The organism is Streptomyces rimosus (assembly GCF_008704655.1).
GTDB classification, from domain to species: Bacteria; Actinomycetota; Actinomycetes; order Streptomycetales; family Streptomycetaceae; genus Streptomyces; species Streptomyces rimosus.
In genome coordinates this window covers 5,353,569-5,375,526 of sequence record NZ_CP023688.1, presented here as the reverse complement: position 1 = coordinate 5,375,526, position 21,958 = coordinate 5,353,569, and the positions used below count along the sequence as shown (strand labels likewise).

The following is a 21,958-nucleotide window of genomic DNA, read 5'->3' as shown; positions in this document are numbered from 1 at the left end:
GCCAGCACGACGCAGGCACGACGCAGCACGACGCAGCAGCAGATCCACGCACGACGAACCCAGCAGACCCAGGGCGGCCGGAAACCGCCACGACGAGGAGTAGTTCCCATGCGGGCCAAGCGCCACTCCGTGATCCGTACCGCCGCCGTCGCGACCGGTGTCGCAGCCGTTCTGGTCCTCCCGGCGAGCGGCGCGTTCGCTGCCGACGCCTCCGACGCCGGCGCCTCGCACGCCTCCGGCACCACCGTTTCGCACGCGATGGGCCGCAAGTCCGCCGTACTGCCGGAGGACGGCATCGTCGGCATCGCCGAGCGGATCGGCCAGCTCCCGACGGGCGGGCTCGTGGGCGCGGCCGGCGCGCTGGGCGCGGCGGGCGTGGGCATCACGGTGCTCCGGCGTCGGCAGACCCAGCAGGGCTGAGCCCGCCCGACCGTTCATTCCGGTACCGCCAGCCGCTGCACCTCCCCGTAACCCGGCACCCCGGCAACGTCCTGGCCCGGCTTGTCCGCCCGTACGGACCCGGCCAGCCCGACCGCCGCGTGCAGCGCCGAACGGAACAGCAGCGAACCGGTGCTGACGCGCCGTACGCCCAGGTCCGCCAAGTGGGCGAGGCGGAGGCGGCCCGGCGCGTACAGGATGTTCAGCGGTGCCGGGACCGCCGCGACGAGCGTGGCGATGGCCCGCTCGTCGACGATCCCCGGTACGAAGATTCCGTCCGCCCCGGCCGCCAGATACGTTTCGGCGCGGCGCAGCGTCTCGTCCAGCGGCCGCGCGGCGGGGTCCGCCACGAGCCAGTGCGTATCGATACGGGCGTTGACATAGAGCCCCGGCGCGCTCGCCTTGACGGCGCGGATCAACTCGGCCTGCTGCCCGGCCGGGACCAGCGGGCCGTCTCCCGCGCGCCCCGGCAGCCCGTCCTCCAGATTGACGCCGGAAGCGCCCGCTTCGGCCAACTCGCGCGCCAGCTCCCCCACTTCCTCCGGCCCACCGCCGAAACCGCCCTCGATGTCCACCGTGTACGGGCAGGTCAGACGGCTGCCCAGCCGTCGCGCGAGGGCGAGCGTGGCATCCCGTACGAGGGCCGAACCCTGCCCGTCGGGTTCGCCGAGGGCGGCGGCGACGCCCAGGCTCGTGGTGCCGATCGCGGCGAAGCCCGCGGCGGCGAGGGCGGCGGCCGAGGCGGCGTCCCAGGCGTTGGGGAGCAGGAGCGGGGCGTCGCGGTGGTGGAGGGCGTGGAAGGTACGGGTGAGGGCCGTACGGTCGACGCTCACGGGTGCGCCGGTCTCCGTGCCCGCCGACTTGCCCGTCTGCGCGCTCGTCGGCTTGCTCGTCTCCGTGCTCATGTGCACGTCACCTCCAGCCGCACCGGCACCCGCAGGTTCGGGGACGGCTCGTACGCGAGGTCCGGCCGGACGAGGCGGCAGCCGCGCCCGAGCAGCGCGTCCAGCACTCCGGCCGCGAGCGCCCGGGCGTGGGCGCGCCCGGGGCAGGCGTGCGGGCCGGCACCGAAGGCGAGCGATCCGTCGTCCGTGAGCAGGGCGATCCGTACTGGATCACCGCCGTTCGCAGGGGCGCGGAGGGTGCCCCGTACGGGTGGGTCGGCGCTCAGCGTCCGGTCGAGCGAGGCGGTGACGACATCGGCGGCAGACTCGGCGGAGCCCTCCGGCGTATCCCCCGTACCGCTCGCACTCCCCGTATCGCCTGTATCGCAGGACAGCATCCGATGCGCCGCGTTGCCGATCAGCCCCGCCGTCGCGTCGTACGCCTGCACCAGCAGCCCGATGCGGGCCGCCGTGGCCTCGTCCCACGTACCGCCGCACACCGTTACGAGCCGGGCGAGGGCGCGGTCGGCGGCCGGGACGGTCTCGCCGTGTGCGTGGTACGCGCGGGCGACGTGCCCGACCAGCCCGGCCGTCTCCGCCGTGACCGGCAGCCCGACGAAATCGGCAAGCACTTCGACGGGCACGACGCGCGCCACCAGCGCCATCACGTCCACCGTCCCCGGCCCCGATCCCGGCCCCACCCCCGCCCCGTCCAGCAGCGCTTGCGTCCGTACGCGGGCGGTGTCGCGCAGCGCGTCGGCCGCGTCTCCCCCGCCGAGCGGGCCGACCGCCAGCGCCCGGCGCCGTACGTGCGCCTCCCCGCTGCTGAAGCGGGCGACCCGCGCCCGCAGCCAGGCCATCCCGCCCTCCGGTACGTCCTGGGGCACCGGCGGCACCACCCAGTCCGGGTCGGTGAGCGCGCCCGGGCCCACCTCTGCTCGTGTGTCATCCGAGGTCCGCATGGCTGGACCGTAGGGCCGGATCGTTTCGGGCCCCGCCGAAACGTGACCGCGCACAATGAACCCATGACCACACAGCCACGGGCGCAGGAACGGTCACCAGCGCCATTGGACGCGGGCGCGGCCCACAGCGCCGGACTGGCGCGCCTCGCGGGCCTGCTCGCGGACCGTACCCGGGCCGCCTTCTGCCTGGCCCTGCTGGACGGGCGGGCCTGGACGGCGGGCGAGCTGGCCGCGTACGCGCGGGTGGCGCCGTCCAGCGCGAGCGAGCACCTGACGCGGCTGACCGAGGGCGGGCTGCTGGTGGAGCGGCGCCAGGGCCGCCACCGGTATGTGCAGCTGGCGAGTCCCCGCGTCGCCGAACTGCTCGAAGTCCTCACCGCGCACCTGGACCCGCCCGCCGCCCCGCCGCGCGGGCTGCGCGCCGTCAACGCCTCGGCCGCGCTGGCCCGCGGGCGTACGTGTTACGACCACCTGGCCGGGCGCCTGGGCGTGGCCCTCACCGACGCGATGACCGAACGCGGCCTGCTCGACCAGGACGGCGGCTTCGCGCTCACCGGCACGGGCCGTACGTGGTTCGCCGAAGCCCTGGGCACCGACGCCGCCGCCCTGCGCGCGGGCCGCCGCCCGACGGCCCGCGGCTGCCTGGACTGGACCGAGCGGCGGCAGCATCTGGCGGGCGTGGCGGGCGCCCGCCTGTGTGCGGAGCTGCTAGAACGGGCGTGGGTACGGCGCGTGGGCAGCGGCCGTGCCGTACGGCTGACGCCCGCGGGCGCGGAGGCGCTGCGCGACCTGCTGGGGCTGGACGCGGAGGCGGCGGCGCTTCTGTGAGGCGCCCCTCAGCGGTCCCCACTGTCAGCGGTCCCCACTGTCAGCGGCCCCTGCCCTCAGCAATACCCCGGCCGCGCATACAACGTCACCTGTGCCCCCGTGAGCTCCCGCGTCGCGCAGACCTGGAACGCGGCGCGCAATACCGTCCGCTTGGCGATCTCCTGGTCCGTGTCGTCGAGCGGCTGGCCCTTCGCGTCGCCGACCGCGACGATGCGGCGCGTCTGCATCATGTGCTCCTGTATGCGGTCGCCGGTCAGCTCCGTGCCGTACAGGGTGTGCGAGGCGACCGGGCTGCGGTCGAGGGCCAGGTCCCGCAGGCGGTGGAACTCGTGCGGGTCGGCCGCCGCCCACACCCGCCGCCGGGAGGGCAGGAACAGCAGCCCGTCGCCCGGTGATGACAGCTCCTCGACCGCGCGGGTCACCGCGATCGCGTCGTCCGTACGGCTCTGCGGGCTGCGCAGGAAGACGTTGACGGGGACGAGCAGCGCCGGCACCACGGCCAGCGCCACCGACCGGTACACCAGCCGGCGCCGGGTCTGGCCGCGCCGGCCGGCCGGCCGCAGCACCCAGTCGAGCGCGGCGCCCGCCAGGAGGGCGAAGCCGGCCACGTAATACAGGACGTAACGGTCCACGTACATCGGCTTGAGCTGGGAGAGCAGCACCAGCAGCGCCGTGGGCAGCACCAGCAGCGGCAGCGCGACCGGCCGCAGCCGCAGCCGCTGGACGCCCGCACGGGCGACCGGGGCGCGGGAGCAGAGGAGGCCGCCCAGGACCAGGGCGATGAACGTGCCGAGCTGGACGGGGTTGGGCCATTGCAGCCAGCTGAGCTGTTCCGACTGCCCCATGCTGAACAGCGCCATCGGGACGAGCGCGACGACCACCGCGCCCGCCACCACGCACCAGGCCCGCCGGACGGCACGCGGCAGGCCGGACAGGACGACGGCGGCGCCGTGCGCGGGCAGGGCCAGTACGGCGAATTCGTGCATCAGGCAGGCGGCCAGCGACAGCGCCCCGTAGCCCGCCCACAGGCGCCTGCTCGGACGGGCGGCGACCCGCGCCAGCAGGTACGTGGACCACACCACCAGCGCGCAGACCATCGCATAGGAGCGGCCCTCCTGCGCGTACTGCTGCACCATCGGCAGCAGTACGAAGACCAGCCCCGCGAAGAGCCCCGCCCGCCGCCCCGCCAGCTGCCTGCCCAGCAGCGCGACACCGGCGGCCGCCGCCGCCATCGCGACCACGGACGGCAGCCGCAGGGCCACCACACCCCCGTCGAAGACGAGGAACCAGCCGCGCATGAGGACGTAGTAGAGGCCGTGCACCGCATCCACGGTCCGGAGCGTCGGCCACAGCTCCGCCAGGGTCCGGTGCGCCATGTCATACGTGACCGCCTCGTCACGCCACATACTCCCCTGGCGCCGGATCCCCCACAGCCCCGTAACGAGCATCAGCGCCGCCGGAAACAGCGCGACGGCCCCCCACGACGCCCAGACACCTCTGGCGCGCGCGGGGGACGCGTACGCGGTCTGCGCTACATCGATGACGGACTCCGCTCCACCGGGCCGGGCCGGACTGTCCGGACACGCTTAGACCGTACGACAGCCGCCGCCCACGGGCAGGCGGGGGCCTGCCGGTGGGCGGCGGCTCGTGTCGCAGGCCGCCGGCGCTCGCTCAGCCGATACGCGTCAGCTTCGCGCCGAAGGTCGGCTCGGCGAGGTTCTTCTGCAGGGCCACCGGCACCTTGGCCGCGGTGGACCCGGTGCCCACGGTCAGCTCGCCGACGACGGTACCGGCCTTCGCCTCGTGCGGGACGGGCTTGCCGGCGGCCGGGCCGATCTTGAAGTCGATCTTCTGGCCGGGGACGCCGATCGCTTCCAGGTCCTTCGTCGCCACGACGGGCGTCTGGCCGCCGACACCGTCGTCCACGTAGCCGACGACCTGGCCCTTCTTGACGGTGGTGGCGGAGGTGAGGGCGTTGCGGATGGCTTCGATCATCGTCTTGGTGCGCTGCTGGACGAGTTGCAGGCTGCTGCCTCCGTTGGGGTCCAGGCCCTTGACGTGCTGCCCCATCGTGGCACCGAGGATGAGCTGGTCCTTGCCGCCGACACCCTTGTACGCCGCCCACACCAGCGTGCCGCCGGCCGCCGTGCTGGAGCCGGTCTTGATGCCCTTGATGCTCAGCTCCGGGTACTTGGCGATGAGGTCATTGTTGTTGAAGAGCCGCTCCGGAAGGCCCTTGTCCGCGTTGGGCATCGCGACGACTTTCCGGAACGCGTCCTGCTTCATGACCTCCTCGGCCAGCTTGAGCTGGTCGACGGCGGTGCTCACGGTGGTCTTGTTCAGACCGCTGGGGTCGGTGTACGTGGTGTTCTTCATGCCGAGGTCCTTGGCCGCGGCGTTCATCTTCTCGGCGAACTTCGCCTCGGTCCCGGCATCCCAGCGGGCCAGCGCGCGGGCGATGTTGTTGCCCGAGGGGATCATCAGCATCTGCAGCATCTTGTACTCGCTGTACTGCTGACCCTCCTTGAGGCTCTTGATCGTCGACTCCCCTTCGGCCTTGCCCTCCTGGACCGTCTTGGCGTCGATCGTCAGAGTCGGGCCCTCCTCACCCTTCCCCAAAGGGTGGTTCTTCAGGATCACGTACGCCGTCATGATCTTGGCGACGCTCGCCGTCGGCACCGGCTTCTCGTCGCCGTACGTGCCCAGGCTGCCCGCGCCCACAACCTTGGCGGCGGCCTGCCCCTGACCGGGCCACGGCATCTGGAACGGGCTGCCCCCGAAGGTGTACGAGGACTTCTCGCCCAGCGCCAGCTCCGGATCCGGCAGCGGCCGCACCTGCTGGACGACCACGAAGATGATCGCCAGCAGGACCACCACCGGGGTCCAGATCTTGAAGCGGCGGGCGACCGTCCGCATCGGGGTCTCGGGCGGCGGCGGGGTGTTGGTCAGCTGGGCCAGCAGGTCCAGGGGCGGGAGGGGCTGCTGCTTGGTCTGCTCGGAGTCGGGCAGGGCGCCGGGCGGCGCGGTCGTGCCGGTCGTCGCCCCGGCGGGCGCCTCGGGCGTGGCGGTCTTGGCGTCGGCGCCGGCGGTGCCGGCCGCCTTCGCGCCCCACTTCGTGCCCGGGGCGACGTCCGGCTCGGCGGCCGGCTTCGTGTCCGTGCCGGTGGCCGCCTTGGTGGTGGGCTTGTCCTCGGTCTTCGCGGCGTCGGTCTTCGCGGCGCCCTTCTCCGCCTTGCCCGGCTTGCCTGCCTTGCCCTGCTTGCCGGGCTTGTCGGTCACGACCGGGCGCGGCGGCTTGATCGGCTGCGGGTCGGTGGACTTCAGCGCCACGAACTGGCTGGTGCGCTCGCCGTCCGATTCCGCGGCGCCGGACGGGCGTACGGCCTTGATCGCCGTGGTCGGTTGGTCGGCCGCCGGCTTGGAGGCCGACGCTTTCCCGTCCGACGGCTTGGCGTCCGACGGCTTGGCGTCGGACTTGCCGGGCGCCGGGTCGGCCTTCGTGGCGGCCTTGGCGTCGGTCTTCGCGTCGGGCTTGGCGTCCGCCTTCGCGTCGCCCTTTCCGGCCGCGTCCGCGTCCTTCGCGGGCTTCGCCGGGCCGCCGTCCGAATCCTTCTGCTTTGCGATCGAGAACGTACGCGTCGCGTTGTCGACCGGCTTGCCCGCGGCCTCGTCGGCGCTCGGCGCCTTGAAGATCGCGGTCGGCTGGTCGACGGACTTCGGCTGCTGCACGACCTTGGGCTCGCCCTCGGTCGCGGCGGCGGGAGCGGCAGTGCCCTTGGCGCCGCTCTGCGCCCCGGAAGCCCCGGCACCGGCCTTGTCGCCGGAAGCGGACCCGGAAGCCTTGCCACCGCCCTTGGAGGGGCTCTCAGAGGCGCCCTGAGGCGCGTCCTCGGCGGCACGCTTGTCCGCGCCCTCGGAAGCGCCCCCAGAAGCGCCCTTGGCCGCGCCCTTCGCGCCGTCGGCCGCCGCACCCTTCGCCGCGCCCTCGGAGGTCTGCTTCGCCGCCGTACCGGCGTCAGCCGACGCCTTCGTCACCGGCGCCTCAGCCGCCTCATCCTTCGCACGGTTTTCCGGCTTCGCTTCGGCCTCGCCCGACGCGCTCTCGCCGCCCGACGCGCCCTCAGCGCCGTCCTCGTCCGACGTCGCCACCCACGCCGCAACCGCTTCTCGCAGCCGCGCGTCACGGCCCTCGCCGCCCGCGTCGGCCTTCCCGTCAGCAGCACCCTTGCCGCCGGCGGAGCCCTTGCCGTCAGCAGCGCCCTCGCCCGTCGTACCGGCCGCACCCGGCTTACGGACCCCACCGGTCTTGTCGGACTTATCGGCCTTCCCGGCCGTCTCGCCCTCGTCGCCGGGCTTTCCGCCCTTCTTACCGGCCTTCTCGCCGCGCTCGCCGGCCTTCTCGTCCGGCCTCGGCGCCTCTCGGAAGACCGCGAGTCGCGGGTCGCGTTCGCTCCCCGCCGTCTCCCCCGACGACTGCTTCTGCTCCGGCTTGCCGGGGGACTCGCCCGCCACCTATGTCTCCTTCACACGTCGCGATACGTCGCGCTCTGTCTGGCCCAGTGTTCCCAAGTGTCCTGTGTCCGCGAGGCACGTCCGCACCGCCACGCGAAACGATGGGCGCCCCGCCCCACAAGAGGCGTCGCCAAGCAGCTAGACGAGAACGACATACCTACAGGTTCCCTGCCTAACCCCCCACGCACTCTCGACAGATGAATGTGAGAGGGGTCACCCTGTCATTCATCCACGCGGGGAGGCATGGATGGGCAGGAGCCGCAGAACAATTCCGGAGGAGCTTCTGCTGCTCGCTTTGGACCCGGCAACGGGAACCACAGCGCAGCCGCAGTCGCTCGACCTCGGTCTGGCCGGGGCCCAGCTAGTAGAGCTGGCTCTGGCCGGACGGATAGCCCCGGACGGGGATCGTATCGCCGTGGTGCTGCCACGGCCGACCGGAGATCCGACTCTGGACTCCGCGCTCGAGTTGCTGCGACGCCGCGGCAGCCCGGTGCGCGCCGTCCACTGGATCGGCGGGCCCCGGCTGGGGCTGCGCCAGACGTATCTCACGCACCTGGAGCGGTGCGGCATGGTGCATGCCGTGGCGGGCCAGATGTGCGGGGTATTGCCGACGACTCGCTACCAGGCGACGGACACGGCCATCAGCCGGGAGATCAAGGCCCGGCTCGACAGCGCGATCCGCACCGGCGTGCCGCCGGACCCGCGGACCGCGGCGCTCGCCGCGCTGGCCCACGCGGTCGGCCTCGGCAAGCATCTGTATCCCGGGAACGAGGGGCGCTCCTCGCGCTCCCGCCTCCGGGACCTGATCCGGCACGACCCGATGGGCGGGCTGGTCGCACATGCCGTCATGGATGTGCAGAACGGCGTCGCGGCGCAGCCGAGGCGCGCGCCGGTGGCGACGGCCTCCGGGCCGGGAGCGGGCCGGCAGCCCGCGAGCCGCGTCGCGGCGGAGCCGGCGGGCGTGCCGGCCCAGCCACGGCACGGTTCGATGGCCCGCGTCGGCGCGCGTTGACGTACCGCGTCAGCGGGCGTTGACGGAGAACCGGGTACGACACGGGCAAATCACAGAGCGCACACACACCACGTATCCACCACGCACCATCCACGCGGGGGCGTATCAGCCGCACCGCGTACACCCGGCGCACCTGACGGCAGGCGCGCGGGGCACCGTGACACCGCCGGACGACCGGCATCACCGCTTGACCTGCACCACCGCATGACCCGCAGTACAGCACCACTGTCCCCACCGTCCCGTTCGGGAGCCGCAGCAAGCGCGGGGTGGCGGGCCGGCCGTTCCGGACGACGGCCGGCGCGCCACCCCGCGCCCGTGCCGGGGGCCGGGGCCGCGTGGGCATGCAAGGGCCGCCACCACGTGCGTACGTCCGCTCGCCTTGTGTGTCCATTCCACTGCGCTGTGCCGACCTGGGATGGCAATCTGCTGAGCAGGAGAAATCAGCAGTACGGAGCCGGAGGTGCACGTCCCGTGGCGTCCAACATCAATCCCACCGTCCGACGTCGCCGGCTGGGCCAGGAGCTGCGCAGGCTCCGCGAGCTGAAGGGCATGACGGCCGAGGAGGTCGCCGAGCGCCTGCTCGTGTCGCAGTCGAAGATCAGCCGTCTGGAGAACGGCCGCCGCAGCATCAGCCAGCGGGACGTCCGGGATCTGTGCGGGGTCTACGAGGTCGACGACCACCGCGTGGTGGATTCGCTGATGCAGATGGCCAAGGATTCGCGGCAGCAAGGCTGGTGGCACGCGTTCGGCGACATCCCGTACAGCGTCTACATCGGGCTGGAGACCGAGGCGGCCTCACTGCGGGTGTACGAGTCGCTGCTCGTGCCGGGCCTGCTCCAGACGCCCGGGTACGCCGAGGCCGTCATTCCCGGCACGGTGCCGGAGCTCACCCAGGAGCAGCTGGAAAAACGTATTCAAGTGCGGATGCGCCGCCAGGAGCGGGTCAACCACCCGGACAATCCGCTGCGGCTGTGGGTCGTCATGGACGAGAGCGCGCTGCGCCGGGTCGTGGGCAGCCACCTGATCATGCGCGAGCAGCTCGACCATCTCGTGGAGGTCAGCCACCTGCCGCATGTGACGGTCCAGGTGCTGCCGTACAACGCCGGCGCGCACGCCGGTATGTCGGGGACGTTCTCGATCCTGGAGTTCGACGACGCGGCCGATTCGAGCGTGGTCTACATCGAAGGCGTCACCAGCGATCTGTATCTGGAAAAGACCAACGACGTCCACAAGTACACGATCATGTACGAGCATCTGCGGGCCCAGGCGCTCAGCGCGGACCAGAGCCGGGAGTTCATCGCCTCCGCGGCGAAGAAGCACGCGGACAGCATGGCCTGATCGAGACGCCAGGATGGCTGAATCGGGGATTCCGGCGCGCAACGCGGCACCGTACACCGGGGCCCCCGCCCTTGAGAAGAGATCAAGGAATATGCCATACGGATGAGTGAACTGCTCCTGCCCTCCGTGATGTTGGCGCGTAGCGTCGGGACTACCGAATCCGCGGCAACGCGGTGCACCTCACAGCGAGTCGGAGTGAACATGGCCATGCAGCCCAATTCCGCATTCTCCTGGACGAAGTCCTCGTACTCCGGTGGCAACGGCGCTTGCGTCGAGATCGCCGTCCCGGCGTCGGCCGCCATCGCGGTACGCGACTCCAAGGACCCCGACGGCCCGCGCCTGACCTTCGCCACCTCCGCGTGGAGCTCCTTCGTCACGGACGTGAGCAAAGGCGCCTACGACCTGAGCTGAGCCGACCGGCTCAGGCCGGGCCGGACGCGGACTCCGTCCGTATCCTTCTGGTCCGATCCACCGCATGGCGTATGCCGCCATCCGGACACCGCATGAACAGCAGTACCCAGAGCCCTCTCGACTGGATCGCCGTCCCGGCCGAGGGGGCTCGGCCTTGCCCGGACGCGGGCGGGCACCTGGCCCCGGCCCGGCGTCTCAGCGCAGTTCGTCCACGTACCGGTCGGTGCCGGGCACCGTGGGGAGGAACGGCGCGACCAGCTCCACCCGCCCGCCCCACGGGCCGTCCGGCTCCGCGTCCGGCCCGGTGAACCACGGCGTCCAGCACGCGCGCGGGTCCTCCTGGAGGAACCACAGCAGCGTCAGCCGGTTGTCCACGCCCTCCACCTGCCGCACATACGGCATCCGGTCGTCCGGGAGCGGCGTGGGCCGGAAGACCGTCACCATGGCCGCGGGCGAGCCCGCCAGCCGGCGCGGCAGCCACTCGTCCCGCAGCCACCGGAGCAGCGCGGCGCGCCCGTCCGCGTCCGCCGCGTCGATGATCTCGACGACCAGCCCGGCGTACGGGTGGTCCAGGGCGTGGAAGTCGCGCGGGCCGCGGTCGCCGTCCCGGTAGACGGTGGCCGCGTGGTCGTGGAAGGCGGTGAAGACGTGGGTACGGGCGTGGTGGATGCGGCCGTCGGCGTTGAGGCGCCGGTTGATGGCGACGGTCCACCGCATGTGGTCGTCGTAGCGGCCCTCGGTGATCCAGTACGTCGAGAGGTAGCAGCCCGCCGTGACCGGCCGGGCGACGGCGGAGCGCGCCGGGCGGCGCAGGAGCTGGAGCTCGCGGGTGGCGACCCAGCGGCGCCCCGCGAAGATCCACGGCATCGCCATGGCGCCGGAGATGTAGTGGTCGTCCTCGTACCAGCGGTTGTACGCGCGCTCCTGGCCGGGATGCGGCTCGACCATGGTGATGAGCGCGTGCCCCGGGCGCACGCCGTACGGGCCGACGGCGGCCAGGTCGGCATAGGTACCGCTGTTGGGGGTGGTGTGCTCGTCCGTGGCGGGAGGGTTGCGAGGGCCGCCGGGGGCGGCCTGGGCCTGCTCGTCCGTGCGAGGGTCGCGGGTCATGACCTCCAGGTGTAGCTGACGGCACGTCAGTTGACGAGAGGCGTGACGGCTCCGGTTCGCCGATACGCCGCGGCAGCTCCCTCTACAGGAAGAAGTGCGTCCGAACACGATCCAGCACGTGCCGGGAAGGTTCACCATGCGGGCAGTTCTGCACGGTCACGGCGCCCGCGCCTAAGCTCCCTGCATCCTGCACCTATCGAGGGACGGGCGCCTTCGCGTGCCCGGGGCGCAGGCGGTACACGACGGGAGAACGCCATGCTGCACGACATCCGCCCCGCCCCCGCACTGGCCGCGCGCGCGGCGCACACCGGCGGCTCCCCCGTACGCGAGATCCTCGCCCTGACCGCCCGGCCCGAGGTCATATCCTTCGCCGGCGGGCTGCCGGCGGGCGAGCTGTTCGACGCGCGGGGCATCGCGGCGGCCTTCCGGCACGTACTGGACGAGACGCCGCAGCAGGCCCTCCAGTACTCGACGACCGAGGGCGACCCGGCGCTGCGCGCTGCCGTCGCGGCCCGGGTGAGCGCCCGCGGCCTGGCCACCGGGGCGGACGACCTGCTGGTCACCACCGGCTCGCAGCAGGGCCTGTCGCTGCTGGCCACGGCGCTGCTGGAGCCGGGCGACACGGTGCTGGTCGAGGACCCGTGCTACCTGGCGGCGCTCCAGGTCTTCGGGTTCGCCGGTGCGCGGGTGGTGCCGGTGCCGACCGACGACGCGGGGCTGGACCCGGCCGCGCTGGACGAGATCGCCGCGCGCGAGCGGCCGAAGCTGATCTACCTCGTGCCGACGTTCCAGAACCCGACCGGCCGGACGCTGCCGGCCGAGCGGCGGGCCGCGGTGGCCGGGGTGGCGGCCCGGCACGGGCTGTGGATCGTCGAGGACGACCCGTACGGCGAGCTGCGCTTCGAAGGAGAGCCGGTGCCGTACCTCGCCTCGTTCCCTGGCGCCGAGGACCGTACGGCGCTGCTCGGCTCGTTCTCCAAGATCGTGGCGCCGGGTCTGCGGCTGGGCTGGCTGCGCGCGCCGGCCGCGCTGCGCCGCGCCTGCGTCATCGCCAAGCAGGCCGCCGACCTGCACACCTCGACGGTCGACCAGGCCGCGGCCGCCCGGTACCTGGCGGGTCCCGGCCTGGACGCGCACCTGGAGCGGGTGCGCGGCGCCTATCGCGCGCGGCGCGACGCCCTGGTGGACGGCCTGGGCGCGGCCCTGCCCGACGGCTCGCGCTGGAACCGGCCGGACGGCGGGATGTTCGTCTGGGCGACGATGCCCGCCGGGTACGACGCGGCGGCGCTGCTGCCCGAGGTGGTCCGGCACGACGCCGCGTACGTCCCGGGCGCGCCCTTCTACGCGGGCCCGGCGGACGCGGGGTCCATGCGGCTGTCCTTCGTGACGCATCCGCCGGAGGAGATCGAGGAGGGACTGCGGCGGCTGGCGAAGACGTTGCGGGGCGCACGACCGTAGCCGGCGCGGCCCACCCCGCCCTATCCTGACGACCCGTCACCTACCGCCGACGGTGCACCGGGCGCGCCGCCGGCGGACGGCCCGGCCGGGAGGCGCGCATGCTGCTGCGGGACAAGACCGTCGTCGTGTCGGGCGTCGGTGCCGGGCTCGGGCACCAGGTCGCGATGGCGTGCGTACGGGACGGCGCCTCGGTGGTGCTCGGTGCCCGTACGAAGTCCCGGCTGGCCGATACGGCGGCGCAGGCCGATCCGTCGGGTGAGCGCGTCGCGTGGCGGGTGACGGACATCGCGGACGAGGAGCAGTGCACGGAGCTGGCCGCCCTCGCGGTCGAACGTTTCGGCGGTATCGACGCGATCATCCAGGTGGCCGCCCTGGACACGCACTTCGGCGGTCTGGCCGACGCCGACTTCGACGCCTGGCGGCAGGTCGTGGACATCAACCTCATCGGCTCGCTGCGGATGACCCGCGCCTGCCTGCCGTCGATGACGCAGCGCGGCGGCGGGTCGGTCGTGCTGATCGGCACCCAGTCGTCGGTCGCCGCGCCGACCGAGGTGCGGCAGACCGCCTATGCGGCGTCCAAAGGGGCGCTGGTCTCGGCGATGTACGCGCTCGCGCGTGAGCTGGGGCCGCGCCGTATCCGGGTCAACACCGTGCAGCCGGGCTGGATGTGGGGCCCGCCGGTCGAGGCGTACGTCCGGTACGCGGCGGACGCCGAGGACATCCCGGAGCGCGAGGTGCTGGACCGGCTCACCGCGCGGATGGCCCTGCCGGAGATGGCGACGGACGCCGATGTCGCCGAGAGCGCGGTCTTCCTGGCGTCCGACCGGGCGCGGGCGATCACCGGCCAGTCGCTGCTGGTGAACGCCGGCGAGATCATGCGCTGAGCGGTCGCCCGCTTCCGTACGGGTTCCGCCCCACGGGCTACCTCGCCGTTACGCGCCCGCGTGCCGTACCGCAGCGCCGTACCGTCGCGCCTTCGATCCCGCCCGTACCCCTCACCCGCCACCACCCCGGCGAAGTGTCCGTACGACCCTGCGCGCGCAACAACTCCCCCAAGGGTCAAGAGGCCCCAAAATCGTTCGCCGAGCTGACAGGAGTTCACATCCTTGACCGCCGGGACTCTTGACCGCCCCTCTCCATGAACGGTTCAATCCCCGAAGTCCCCGCTCCCGCACGGGGGCGCCGCCCCGCGGAACGTACGGCGATGTGTTTCCCCGTTCACAAGGCGGACCCCTGGAGGGGCCATGAACAGTCTCGACTGGGCCGTGCTCATCGGCTACTTCGGCGTGATGGTCGCGATCGGCGTGTGGTCCCATCAGCGCGTGGACGACGTGGGCGACTTCTTCACCGCGGGCGGCCGGATGCCGTGGTGGCTGTCCGGCATCTCGCACCACATGTCGGGCTACAGCGCGGTGATGTTCACCGGCTACGCGGGCATCGCCTACCAGTACGGCATCACGTCCTATGTCACCTGGTCGTTCCCGATCGCGATCGGGATCGCCATCGGGGCGCGCCTGTTCGCCGGGCGGCTGAACCGGCTGCGCTCACGGCTGCACGTCGCCTCGCCGCTGGAGTACCTGAAGAGCCGCTACAACCTGCCCACCCAACAGGCGCTCGCCTGGTCCGGCGTCCTGCTGAAGATCGTGGACGTGGGGGCCAAGTGGGCGGCGATCGCCACACTGCTGTCCGTCTTCACCGGCCTCACCCTCAACCAGGGCATCCTGATCACGGGTGCGGTCACCGGCGTCTACTGCACGGTGGGCGGCCTGTGGGCGGACGCGCTCACCGAACTGGGCCAGTTCGTCATCCAGTTGCTGGCGGGGGTGGCGATGCTGGTGACCGTACTGGCCGAGCTGGGCGGGGTCAGCGCGCTGTGGACGGTGTGGGACCGGCTGCCGGACGGTCACGCGCAGCCGACGGTCGGCCCGTACACGCTGACGTTCCTGCTCGCGTACCTCTTCATCAAGACCTTCGAGTACAGCGGCGGCATGTGGAACCAGGCGCAGCGCTACATGGCCACCCGCAGCGCCCGCGAGGCGCGGCGCTCGGCGCGGCTGTCCGCCGTCCTGTGGTTCGTGTGGCCCGCGGTGCTGTTCTTCCCGATGTGGGTCGCGCCGCTGCTGGTGAAGGCCGAGAAGCCGGACGCGTCCGACTCGTACGCGCTGCTCACCGAGCGTCTGCTGCCGCACGGACTGCTCGGTCTGGTCATCGTCGGGTTCTTCTCGCACACGATGGCCATGTGCTCCTCCGACGCCAACGCCATCTCGGCCGTCTTCACCCGGGACATCGCGCCCGCGCTGCCGAAGCTGGGCGCGCGGGCGCGCGGCTGGTCGCACCGGGCGGGACTGCTGGCGGCGCGGCTGTCCACCGTGGCCTTCCTGGCTCTGTCGATGGCGATCGCGACACAGGTCAACTCGCCGACGTTCAAGGACATCATCACCGTCGTGATCAAGTGGGTGGCCGGGCTGGTGGGGCCGATCTCGATCCCGTTCCTGCTGGGCATGGTGCCGCGGTTCCGCCGGTCGGGGCCGACCGCGGCGCTGGTGTCCTGGGCGGCGGGCCTGTTCGCCTTCTGGCTCACCAACTACGGGCTGGCCGGCGTCCAGCTCCAGATCCAGATCGTCGCTCCGGTCGCCACCTCGCTCGTGCTGTACGTCCTGATTGGCTACCTCAAGCCGGAGGACACACCGGAGCGGGACGCGGTGCTGGCCCGTATCAACCCCGACGATGACGACGACGGGGACGGCGGCGGCCCCGGTGGCGCGGGCGCCGCCGCCCGGCCTTCTACTTCGTGTAGCCGATCCGCTCGTACGTGATGTCGGCCATGCCCTGCGCCCCCAGGTTGGCCAGGGTCTTCTTCGCCGCGGTGATCTCGGGGAGCTGGTACGTGGGCAGTACGCCCGCGACCCGCCACGCCTCCGCGTCGGCCTCGTTGACCGTCCCCAGAGCCGCCGCCGGGTCGGTGGCGCGGCCGGCCTTGTCCAGCAGCTCGTCCAGCTTCGCGCTGCCGGTCCTGGAGATGTTGCTGCCGCCGTTGGACGCGTAGATGTTGCTCGATCCGCTGGCGGAGAACGGCGTACGGGAGAAGCTGTACGGCGCCACGTCGAACTCGCCGGGCGTCAGGTACTTGTCGAAGAACTCGTTGACCGGCACCGTACGGACGTCCAGCTGCACACCGACCTGGGCCCACATCTGGGTGAGGATGGTGGCCTCGTTCTTGGAGGCGGGCTGGCCGGTGGGGATCAGGAAGCGCAGCTTCAGCTCCTCGCCGCCCTTCTTGCGGACCTTGCCGTCCAGCTTCCAGCCGGCCTCGTCGAGCAGTCGCCCCGCCGCCTTCGGGTCGTACGTGCCGAGGTCACCGGCGTTGTCGCGGTAGCCCTTCTGGTTGGGCACCAGGAAGTGGTTGTTCAGCGGCTTGGCCTCCCAGTTGAGGCCCTTGACGCTGGACTTGACGAGGGTGTCGCGGTCGGTGGCCTTGAACAGCGCCTTGCGCACGTTGGGGTCGCTGAGCTTCGGGCTCTTGCCGTTGAACGTCAGATGCCGGTAGTTGGGTCCGCCGGCTTCCCGTATCTCACCGGACTTGACCGTCGACGCCTGCTTGAAGGCGGCCACACCGGCGTTGAGGTCGAAGTAGTCGATCTCCCCGTTGGCGTAGGCGGCGGGCATCGACTCGGTCGTCATCGCATGGAAGACGATCTTGTCGAGCTTGGGCTTGTCGCCCCACCAGGCGGAGTCCGGCACGAGCGTGATGGTCTGCGCGGTCTTGTCGATACCGGCGAGCTTGTACGGGCCCGCGCTGAGCGGGATCTTGTTGAGGTACCCGGTGGTGAAGCCCTTGGCGTCGGCCATGTACTTCGCCGGGTAGAGCGGCGTGTTGTTGGGCGCGCCGAACATGGCGCGCCAGTCCGCGTACGGCTTGTCGAAGGTCAGGACGGCCTCGTGGTCGTCCTTGCCCCTGCGTACCGACGACACCTCCTCGTACGCGGCCGAGGTGCCGACCTTGAACGCCGGGTCCTTGCTGCTCATGGCCCGTACGTTGGCCTCCAGGTCCCGGTAGGTGATCGGGGTGCCGTCGGACCACTTGGCCTTGGGGTTCAGCCGGTAGGTGACGATCTGCTTGCCGCCCTCCGTACGGCTGGACGCGTCCAGCAGGAAGGCCCGGTTGGGGACCTGCTCGCCGTTGGGGGCCGAGTGCCACAGGGAGGGCATCAGGGCCTCGATGACGACGTTGGTGGCGGCCTGGTTGCCGTCCACCTCCATCTCGTTGAACTGCACGGGGAACTGGTCGATCGCCCAGTTCAGCGTCCCGCCCTGCGTGAGCTGCGCCGGGTCGGTGCGGTTGATGTCCAGCGCGGTGGTCTTCGGCGCTTCCTTCTTGCCGCCGCCGCCCCCGTCGTCCGACCCGCCGCAGGCGGTGAGCACGGACGACGCCACCGCGACGGTGGCGACGAGGGAGAGCGGAACTCTGGAGAGCTTCATTGCGGAGATCGTTCCCTTTCTCGACTGGACTGACGAAAACACAGGGAGGGCGCGGCGCGGGAGTGGTTCTTCAGCCTCCTGGCGGAGGGGCGGGGTGGTGGCAGGCGGACGTGTGGCCGTCGGATTCGTGGTGGCCGGCGGTTCGGGGGCCGTGGGTTCCCCGGCCGGTCGGCGCCGGCCGTAGCAGCGGATCGTCCTCCCGGCAGCGCCGCTGTTCCGGCGCGCCGAGCGTCGCGTACAGCGGGCAGCGGCTGCGGAAGCGGCACCCGGACGGCACGTCCGCCGGGCTCGGCAGGTCCCCGCTCAGCAGGACCCGGGTGCGGGCCCGTTCCTTGCGCGGGTCCGGCAGCGGTACGGCGGAGAGCAGCGCCCGCGTGTACGGGTGGGACGGCGCGGCGAAGACCTCCGCGGTACCGCCCGACTCCACGATGCGCCCCAGGTACATCACCGCGACCCGGTCGGCGCTGTGCCGTACGACGGACAGGTCGTGGGCGACGAGCAGATAGCTCAGGCGCAGCCGGGCCTTCAGCTCGTCCAGCAGGTTGAGGACACCGGCCTGAACCGACACGTCCAGCGCGGAGACCGGCTCGTCCAGCACCAGCAGCCGCGGCTCCAGGGCCAGGGCACGGGCGATCGCGATGCGCTGGCGCTGGCCGCCGCTGAACTCCCGTGGGTAACGCCCGGCGTCGTCCGCCGCCAGCCCGACCAGCTCCAGCAGCTCGGGGACGCGCGCGGCGATCCGGTCCCTGGGGACGCGGTGAGTACGCAGCGGCTCGGCGAGGATGTCACCGACCGGCATACGCGGGTCCAGGGCCGCGGTCGGGTCCTGGAAGACGATCTGGAGATCACGCCGCAGCCGCTTGCGCCCGGCCCGGTCCAGCTCCCGCACATCCTGGCCGAAGAGCCGGACGGTACCCGCCTGCCCGGCCGCCAGGTCCATGATCTCCAGCAGGGTGGTGGTCTTCCCGCAGCCGGACTCACCGACGAGGGCGAGCGTCTCCCCCTCCCGTATGGCGAGATCGATACCGTCGACGGCCCGAATGGTGCCGGTGGGGCGCTTGAGGAGGGTGCGTCGGGTTTGGGGAAAGTGTTTGGTGAGGGCGGTCACTTGGAGAAGGGTGGGGGCGGCTGGGCCGGTTCCGGCCGGCCACCCCTGGGTAACCCCCTGCTGGGGGGTCGAGACCGTTCGATTTGGCCTGGTAGAGGGCCGGTTTGCGGGGGCGGGGGCTGGAGGGGTGGGGGTCGTGGGCGCGGAGTCCGCAGGGGCCGAGCCCGTAGGCGCGGAGTCCGCAGGCGCCGAGCTCGTAGGCGCCGAGTCCGCAGGTGCCGAGTCCGCAGGCGCCAAGCCCGTAGGTGCCGAGTCCGCAGCCGTCGGCTCCGTAGGGGCCAACTCCGTAGGCGCAGAGCCCGTACGGACCGGGTGCGCGCCGGCCGCCTGCGTACGGGCCGGGCTCGGGACGCCCGTATCACTCTCCCTCTCCCCCGCGCCCTCCCCTCGCACCGTTCCGAAGATCCCCGCCCGCGGCAAGCTCCCGTCGGCGATCTCCGTACCCCGATGGCAGGCGACGGTGTGGCCGGCGTCCGTGCCCCGGGCCGGTGCGGGCTCGGTCTCCCGGCAGCGGTCCACGGCGACGGGGCAGCGCGGTGCGAAGGGGCAGCCGGGTGGGAGGGCGGACAGTGACGGCGGCGCGCCGTGGATGGGCACCAGGGGGGCGCCGGCGGGGCCGTCCAGCCGGGGCGTGGCGCCCAGCAGGCCGATGGTGTACGGCATCCGGGGCCGGTAGTAGATCTCGTCGACCGTTCCGTACTCCACCGGGCGTCCCGCGTACATCACCTGCACCCGGTCCGCGAAGCCCGCGACCACGCCCAGGTCGTGGGTGATCAGGACGATCGCGGCGCCGGTCACCTCCCGGGCGGTCTTCAGTACGTCGAGGATCTGCGCCTGGATGGTGACGTCCAGGGCGGTGGTCGGCTCGTCCGCGACGATGACCCGCGGGTCGTTGGCGATGGCCATGGCGACCACCGCGCGCTGCCGCATCCCGCCGGAGAACTCGTGCGGGAAGGCGTCGGCGCGCCGGTGCGGATCGGGTATGCCGACGAGGTCCAGCAGTTCGACGGCGCGCGTACGGGCGGCCTTGCGGCTCAGGTCCTGGTGCACGCGCAGCGCCTCCACCAGCTGGTTCCCGACGCTGTAGACGGGTGTGAGGGCGGACAGCGGGTCCTGGAAGACCATGCCGATGCCGTTGCCGCGGATCTCGGAGAGGGCGGCGTCGTCGAGGCCGAGCAGTTCGCGGCCGTCCAGCTCGACGGAGCCGCGTACCTCCGTACCGTCCGGCAGCAGTCCGAGTACGGCCTGCGCGGCGGCGGACTTCCCGGCGCCCGACTCGCCGACGATGCCGAGCACTTCTCCGGGCCGTACGGCATAGCTCAGCCCGCGTACGGCGTGCACCGGCCCGGTCTCGCCGGGGTAGGTGACGTGCAGGTCGGTCATCTGGAGGACGGGTACGGGGGCCGCTGTACCCGGGCTGGGGGGTTGTTCCTGTCCGATCACCGGCGACGGCCTTCCGCGACAACTCCGTATGCGCGCTTCCCGCGCCTCCTGACGCGCGCCCGCGCCCCAGCCGCGTCGGGGTCCAGCGCGTCCCGCAGCCCGTCGCCGACGAAGGCGAGCGACACCCCGATGAGCACCAGACACCCGGCGGGGAAGAAGAACAGCCACGGGTAACTCGCCGCCATGTTGGTGTTGTCCGCGATGACCGTGCCCAGTGACACGTCCGGGGGCTGCACCCCGAAGCCGAAGTACGACAGCCCGCTCTCCCCGATGACCGCGGCCCCGGCCTGGATGACCGCCTCGATGATCAGCAGCGAGGCCATATGGGGCAGGATGTGCCGGAACACGATCACCGGTGCCGGTACTCCCAGGTACTTCGCGGCCTTGACGTACTCCCGTTCCTTGAGCGTGAGCGTCACGCTGCGCACCACCCGCCCGGTGATCATCCAGCTGAACGCCGCCAGCAGCACGACGAAGACCGGCCAGCCCGAGCCCCGTACGAGGGGCGACAGCACGGCCACGAACAGGAACGCGGGCATCACCAGCAGCAGGTCGACGGCCCCCATCAGGACACGGTCGGTCCAGCCGCCGAAGTACCCGGCGAAAGCGCCCACCACGGCTGACAGGGACGTGGAGACCACCCCCACCAGAAGGCCGATGACCAGCGACTTCTGGAGCCCGCGCAGGGTGAGCGCGTACAGGTCCAGGCCGCTTTGCGTGGTGCCGAACCAGTGGTCGGCGGACGGTCCGGACAGGAGGCTCAGGAAGTCGTGGGTGCGGTGGTCCCACCGGGTCAGCAGCGGGCCCGCGTACGCGGCAAGGAAGAGCAGGACGAGCAGCGCGAGGCCGAGGAGCGCGAGCCGGTTGCGGGCGAAGCGGCGGGCGGTCAGACGCAGGCGCGTCGGCTGCTCGGCCCGCGGGGTACGGCCGCGGGCGCGCGCGGTACGCATCACCGCACCCGTACGCGGGGGTCCAGCGCCGCGTACAACAGGTCCGCGAGCAGCCCCGCGACCACCACCAGAGCGGCCGCGAACAGGCCGACCGCCGCGACCGAGTTGACGTCCTGGCCGGCGACCGAGTCGACGAGCAGCTCCCCCATGCCGTGCCAGCCGAAGGTCTTCTCCACGAAGGTGGCGCCGGCGAAGAGCAGCACGATGTTGTAGACCAGCAGCGGTACGACCGGCAGGACGGCCGTGCGCAGCCCGTGCCGTACCAGCGCGGTGCGGCGGCGCAGGCCCTTGGCGCGGGCGGTGCGCAGGAAGTCGGCGCCGAGCACGTCCAGCATGGTGCTGCGCTGGTAGCGGCTGTAGAGGGCGACCTGCACGATGATCAGGGTCAGGGCTGGGAGCAGCATGTGCTGGGCGCGGTTGAGCAGGGCGGCGGGGTCCCACCGGCCGGCGTACTGGGCGTCGTACTCACCGAGCACCTTGATCGTCTGCGTACCCTCGTTGAGGGCGGTCGCCCCGATCTTCAGCGCCACGCCGATCACGAACACCGGCATGGCCAGCACGAAGAACGACACCAGGGTCGAGAACCGGTCGAACAACCGGTACTGGCGGATCGCGCCGTACGCACCGACCGCCACGCCGAGGGCCGAGCCGGCGAGGGTCGCCAGGAGCAGCAGCCGGGCGCTGACGCCGACCCGGCGGCCGAAGTCGTCGTTGACCGAGTCGCCGTCGATGGTGCGGCCGAGGTCGCCGTGGGCGACGTCACCGGCCCAGCGCGCGAAGCGGGCCACCACCGGGGTGTCCGGGTTCAGGTTGTAGTCGTCGAGGGTGCGGGTGACGGCGGCTTCGGGCAGCGGCGGGTTGCGGCCCTCGAAACGGGCGCGCGGGTTGAGGCTCAGCCCCGCGAGGAAGTACGTGAGGGACGCCGCCACGGCCACCAGCACCAGGTAACTGGCCAGCCTGCGCAGCAGGTAGCGGCCCATGGTGTCTCTCCCCCTCGTACGCCATCGCCGCGGATCGCCGCGGCC

Annotated in this window: 17 protein-coding genes; 8 read left to right on the top strand and 9 right to left on the bottom strand. The window is 72.2% G+C overall.

The features are described from left to right. Positions 1–108: 108 nt before the first annotated feature. Positions 109–420: a hypothetical protein gene (locus CP984_RS23045; protein ID WP_003979901.1), complete on the top strand. Its 312-nt coding sequence runs from the start codon at positions 109–111 to the stop codon at positions 418–420. A 14-nt stretch (positions 421–434) separates the two neighbouring features. Here CP984_RS23045 and CP984_RS23040 read toward each other — a convergent pair whose 3' ends face one another. Together CP984_RS23040 and CP984_RS23035 are read right to left on the bottom strand one after the other, a co-directional pair. Then, positions 435–1,343, bottom strand: a complete 909-nt coding sequence (locus CP984_RS23040; RefSeq protein ID WP_003979902.1) for an isocitrate lyase/PEP mutase family protein — start codon at positions 1,341–1,343, stop codon at positions 435–437. After that, complete coding sequence (locus CP984_RS23035; RefSeq protein WP_043979071.1) at positions 1,340–2,284, bottom strand: cytochrome P450 family protein; 945 nt, start codon at positions 2,282–2,284, stop codon at positions 1,340–1,342. The genes CP984_RS23040 and CP984_RS23035 overlap by 4 nt, the downstream gene beginning before the upstream one ends. 63 nt (positions 2,285–2,347) lie before the next feature. Here CP984_RS23035 and CP984_RS23030 point away from each other — a divergent pair, with 63 nt between their 5' ends. Further along, the gene (locus CP984_RS23030; RefSeq protein WP_050508371.1) at positions 2,348–3,112 is read left to right on the top strand and encodes an ArsR/SmtB family transcription factor; all 765 of its coding nucleotides are present in this window, start codon (positions 2,348–2,350) and stop codon (positions 3,110–3,112) included. Positions 3,113–3,168: 56 nt separating this feature from the next. Here CP984_RS23030 and CP984_RS23025 read toward each other — a convergent pair whose 3' ends face one another. Both CP984_RS23025 and CP984_RS23020 read right to left on the bottom strand, forming a co-directional pair. Beyond that, positions 3,169–4,488 (bottom strand): glycosyltransferase family 39 protein, encoded by a 1,320-nt coding sequence (locus CP984_RS23025; protein ID WP_226048688.1) that lies wholly within the window; start codon positions 4,486–4,488, stop codon positions 3,169–3,171. A 295-nt stretch (positions 4,489–4,783) separates the two neighbouring features. Then, entirely contained in the window at positions 4,784–7,624 is a 2,841-nt protein-coding gene (locus CP984_RS23020; protein WP_003979906.1) for a D-alanyl-D-alanine carboxypeptidase family protein, read from the bottom strand. Between the two features lie 247 nt (positions 7,625–7,871). On the opposite strand from CP984_RS23020, the gene CP984_RS23015 reads away from it, so the two are divergent. The 3 genes from CP984_RS23015 (at position 7,872) to CP984_RS23005 (ending at position 10,385) form a co-directional block, all read left to right on the top strand. Next, positions 7,872–8,636 carry a GOLPH3/VPS74 family protein gene (locus CP984_RS23015; RefSeq protein ID WP_030182595.1) on the top strand — a complete coding sequence of 255 codons (765 nt, stop codon included), beginning with the start codon at positions 7,872–7,874 and terminating at the stop codon, positions 8,634–8,636. A gap of 471 nt (positions 8,637–9,107) precedes the next feature. Further along, positions 9,108–9,974: a helix-turn-helix domain-containing protein gene (locus CP984_RS23010; RefSeq protein ID WP_003981622.1), complete on the top strand. Its 867-nt coding sequence runs from the start codon at positions 9,108–9,110 to the stop codon at positions 9,972–9,974. Between the two features lie 201 nt (positions 9,975–10,175). After that, positions 10,176–10,385, top strand: coding sequence for a DUF397 domain-containing protein (locus CP984_RS23005; RefSeq protein ID WP_030182597.1), 210 nt, complete (start codon positions 10,176–10,178; stop codon positions 10,383–10,385). A 195-nt stretch (positions 10,386–10,580) separates the two neighbouring features. Here the strand turns inward: CP984_RS23005 and CP984_RS23000 are convergent, their stop codons facing one another. Continuing rightward, positions 10,581–11,495, bottom strand: a complete 915-nt coding sequence (locus CP984_RS23000; RefSeq protein WP_003981625.1) for a hypothetical protein — start codon at positions 11,493–11,495, stop codon at positions 10,581–10,583. Between the two features lie 255 nt (positions 11,496–11,750). Here CP984_RS23000 and CP984_RS22995 point away from each other — a divergent pair, with 255 nt between their 5' ends. The 3 genes from CP984_RS22995 to CP984_RS22985 all read left to right on the top strand — a co-directional run bounded on the left by CP984_RS22995 (position 11,751) and on the right by CP984_RS22985 (position 15,769). Beyond that, positions 11,751–12,953, top strand: a complete 1,203-nt coding sequence (locus CP984_RS22995) for an aminotransferase-like domain-containing protein (RefSeq protein ID WP_003981626.1) — start codon at positions 11,751–11,753, stop codon at positions 12,951–12,953. Positions 12,954–13,051: 98 nt separating this feature from the next. Further along, on the top strand, positions 13,052–13,837 hold the full coding sequence (locus tag CP984_RS22990) for an SDR family oxidoreductase (RefSeq protein WP_003981628.1): 786 nt from the start codon (positions 13,052–13,054) through the stop codon (positions 13,835–13,837). Between the two features lie 360 nt (positions 13,838–14,197). Next, positions 14,198–15,769 (top strand): sodium:solute symporter family protein, encoded by a 1,572-nt coding sequence (locus CP984_RS22985; RefSeq protein WP_003981629.1) that lies wholly within the window; start codon positions 14,198–14,200, stop codon positions 15,767–15,769. Here CP984_RS22985 and CP984_RS22980 read toward each other — a convergent pair. The 4 genes from CP984_RS22980 to CP984_RS22960 form a co-directional block, all read right to left on the bottom strand. Then, positions 15,738–17,432, bottom strand: a complete 1,695-nt coding sequence (locus CP984_RS22980) for an ABC transporter family substrate-binding protein (protein WP_003981630.1) — start codon at positions 17,430–17,432, stop codon at positions 15,738–15,740. The two genes, CP984_RS22985 and CP984_RS22980, sit on opposite strands and share 32 nt — an antisense overlap. Positions 17,433–17,502: 70 nt before the next feature. Beyond that, on the bottom strand, positions 17,503–19,923 hold the full coding sequence (locus tag CP984_RS42140) for a dipeptide ABC transporter ATP-binding protein (RefSeq protein ID WP_078575454.1): 2,421 nt from the start codon (positions 19,921–19,923) through the stop codon (positions 17,503–17,505). A gap of 56 nt (positions 19,924–19,979) precedes the next feature. Next, positions 19,980–20,933, bottom strand: coding sequence for an ABC transporter permease (locus CP984_RS22965; protein ID WP_003981632.1), 954 nt, complete (start codon positions 20,931–20,933; stop codon positions 19,980–19,982). Further along, a complete protein-coding gene (locus CP984_RS22960) occupies positions 20,933–21,913 on the bottom strand; it encodes an ABC transporter permease (protein WP_003981633.1) in 981 nt (326 codons plus the stop codon). The genes CP984_RS22965 and CP984_RS22960 overlap by 1 nt, the downstream gene beginning before the upstream one ends. Positions 21,914–21,958: the final 45 nt, after the last annotated feature.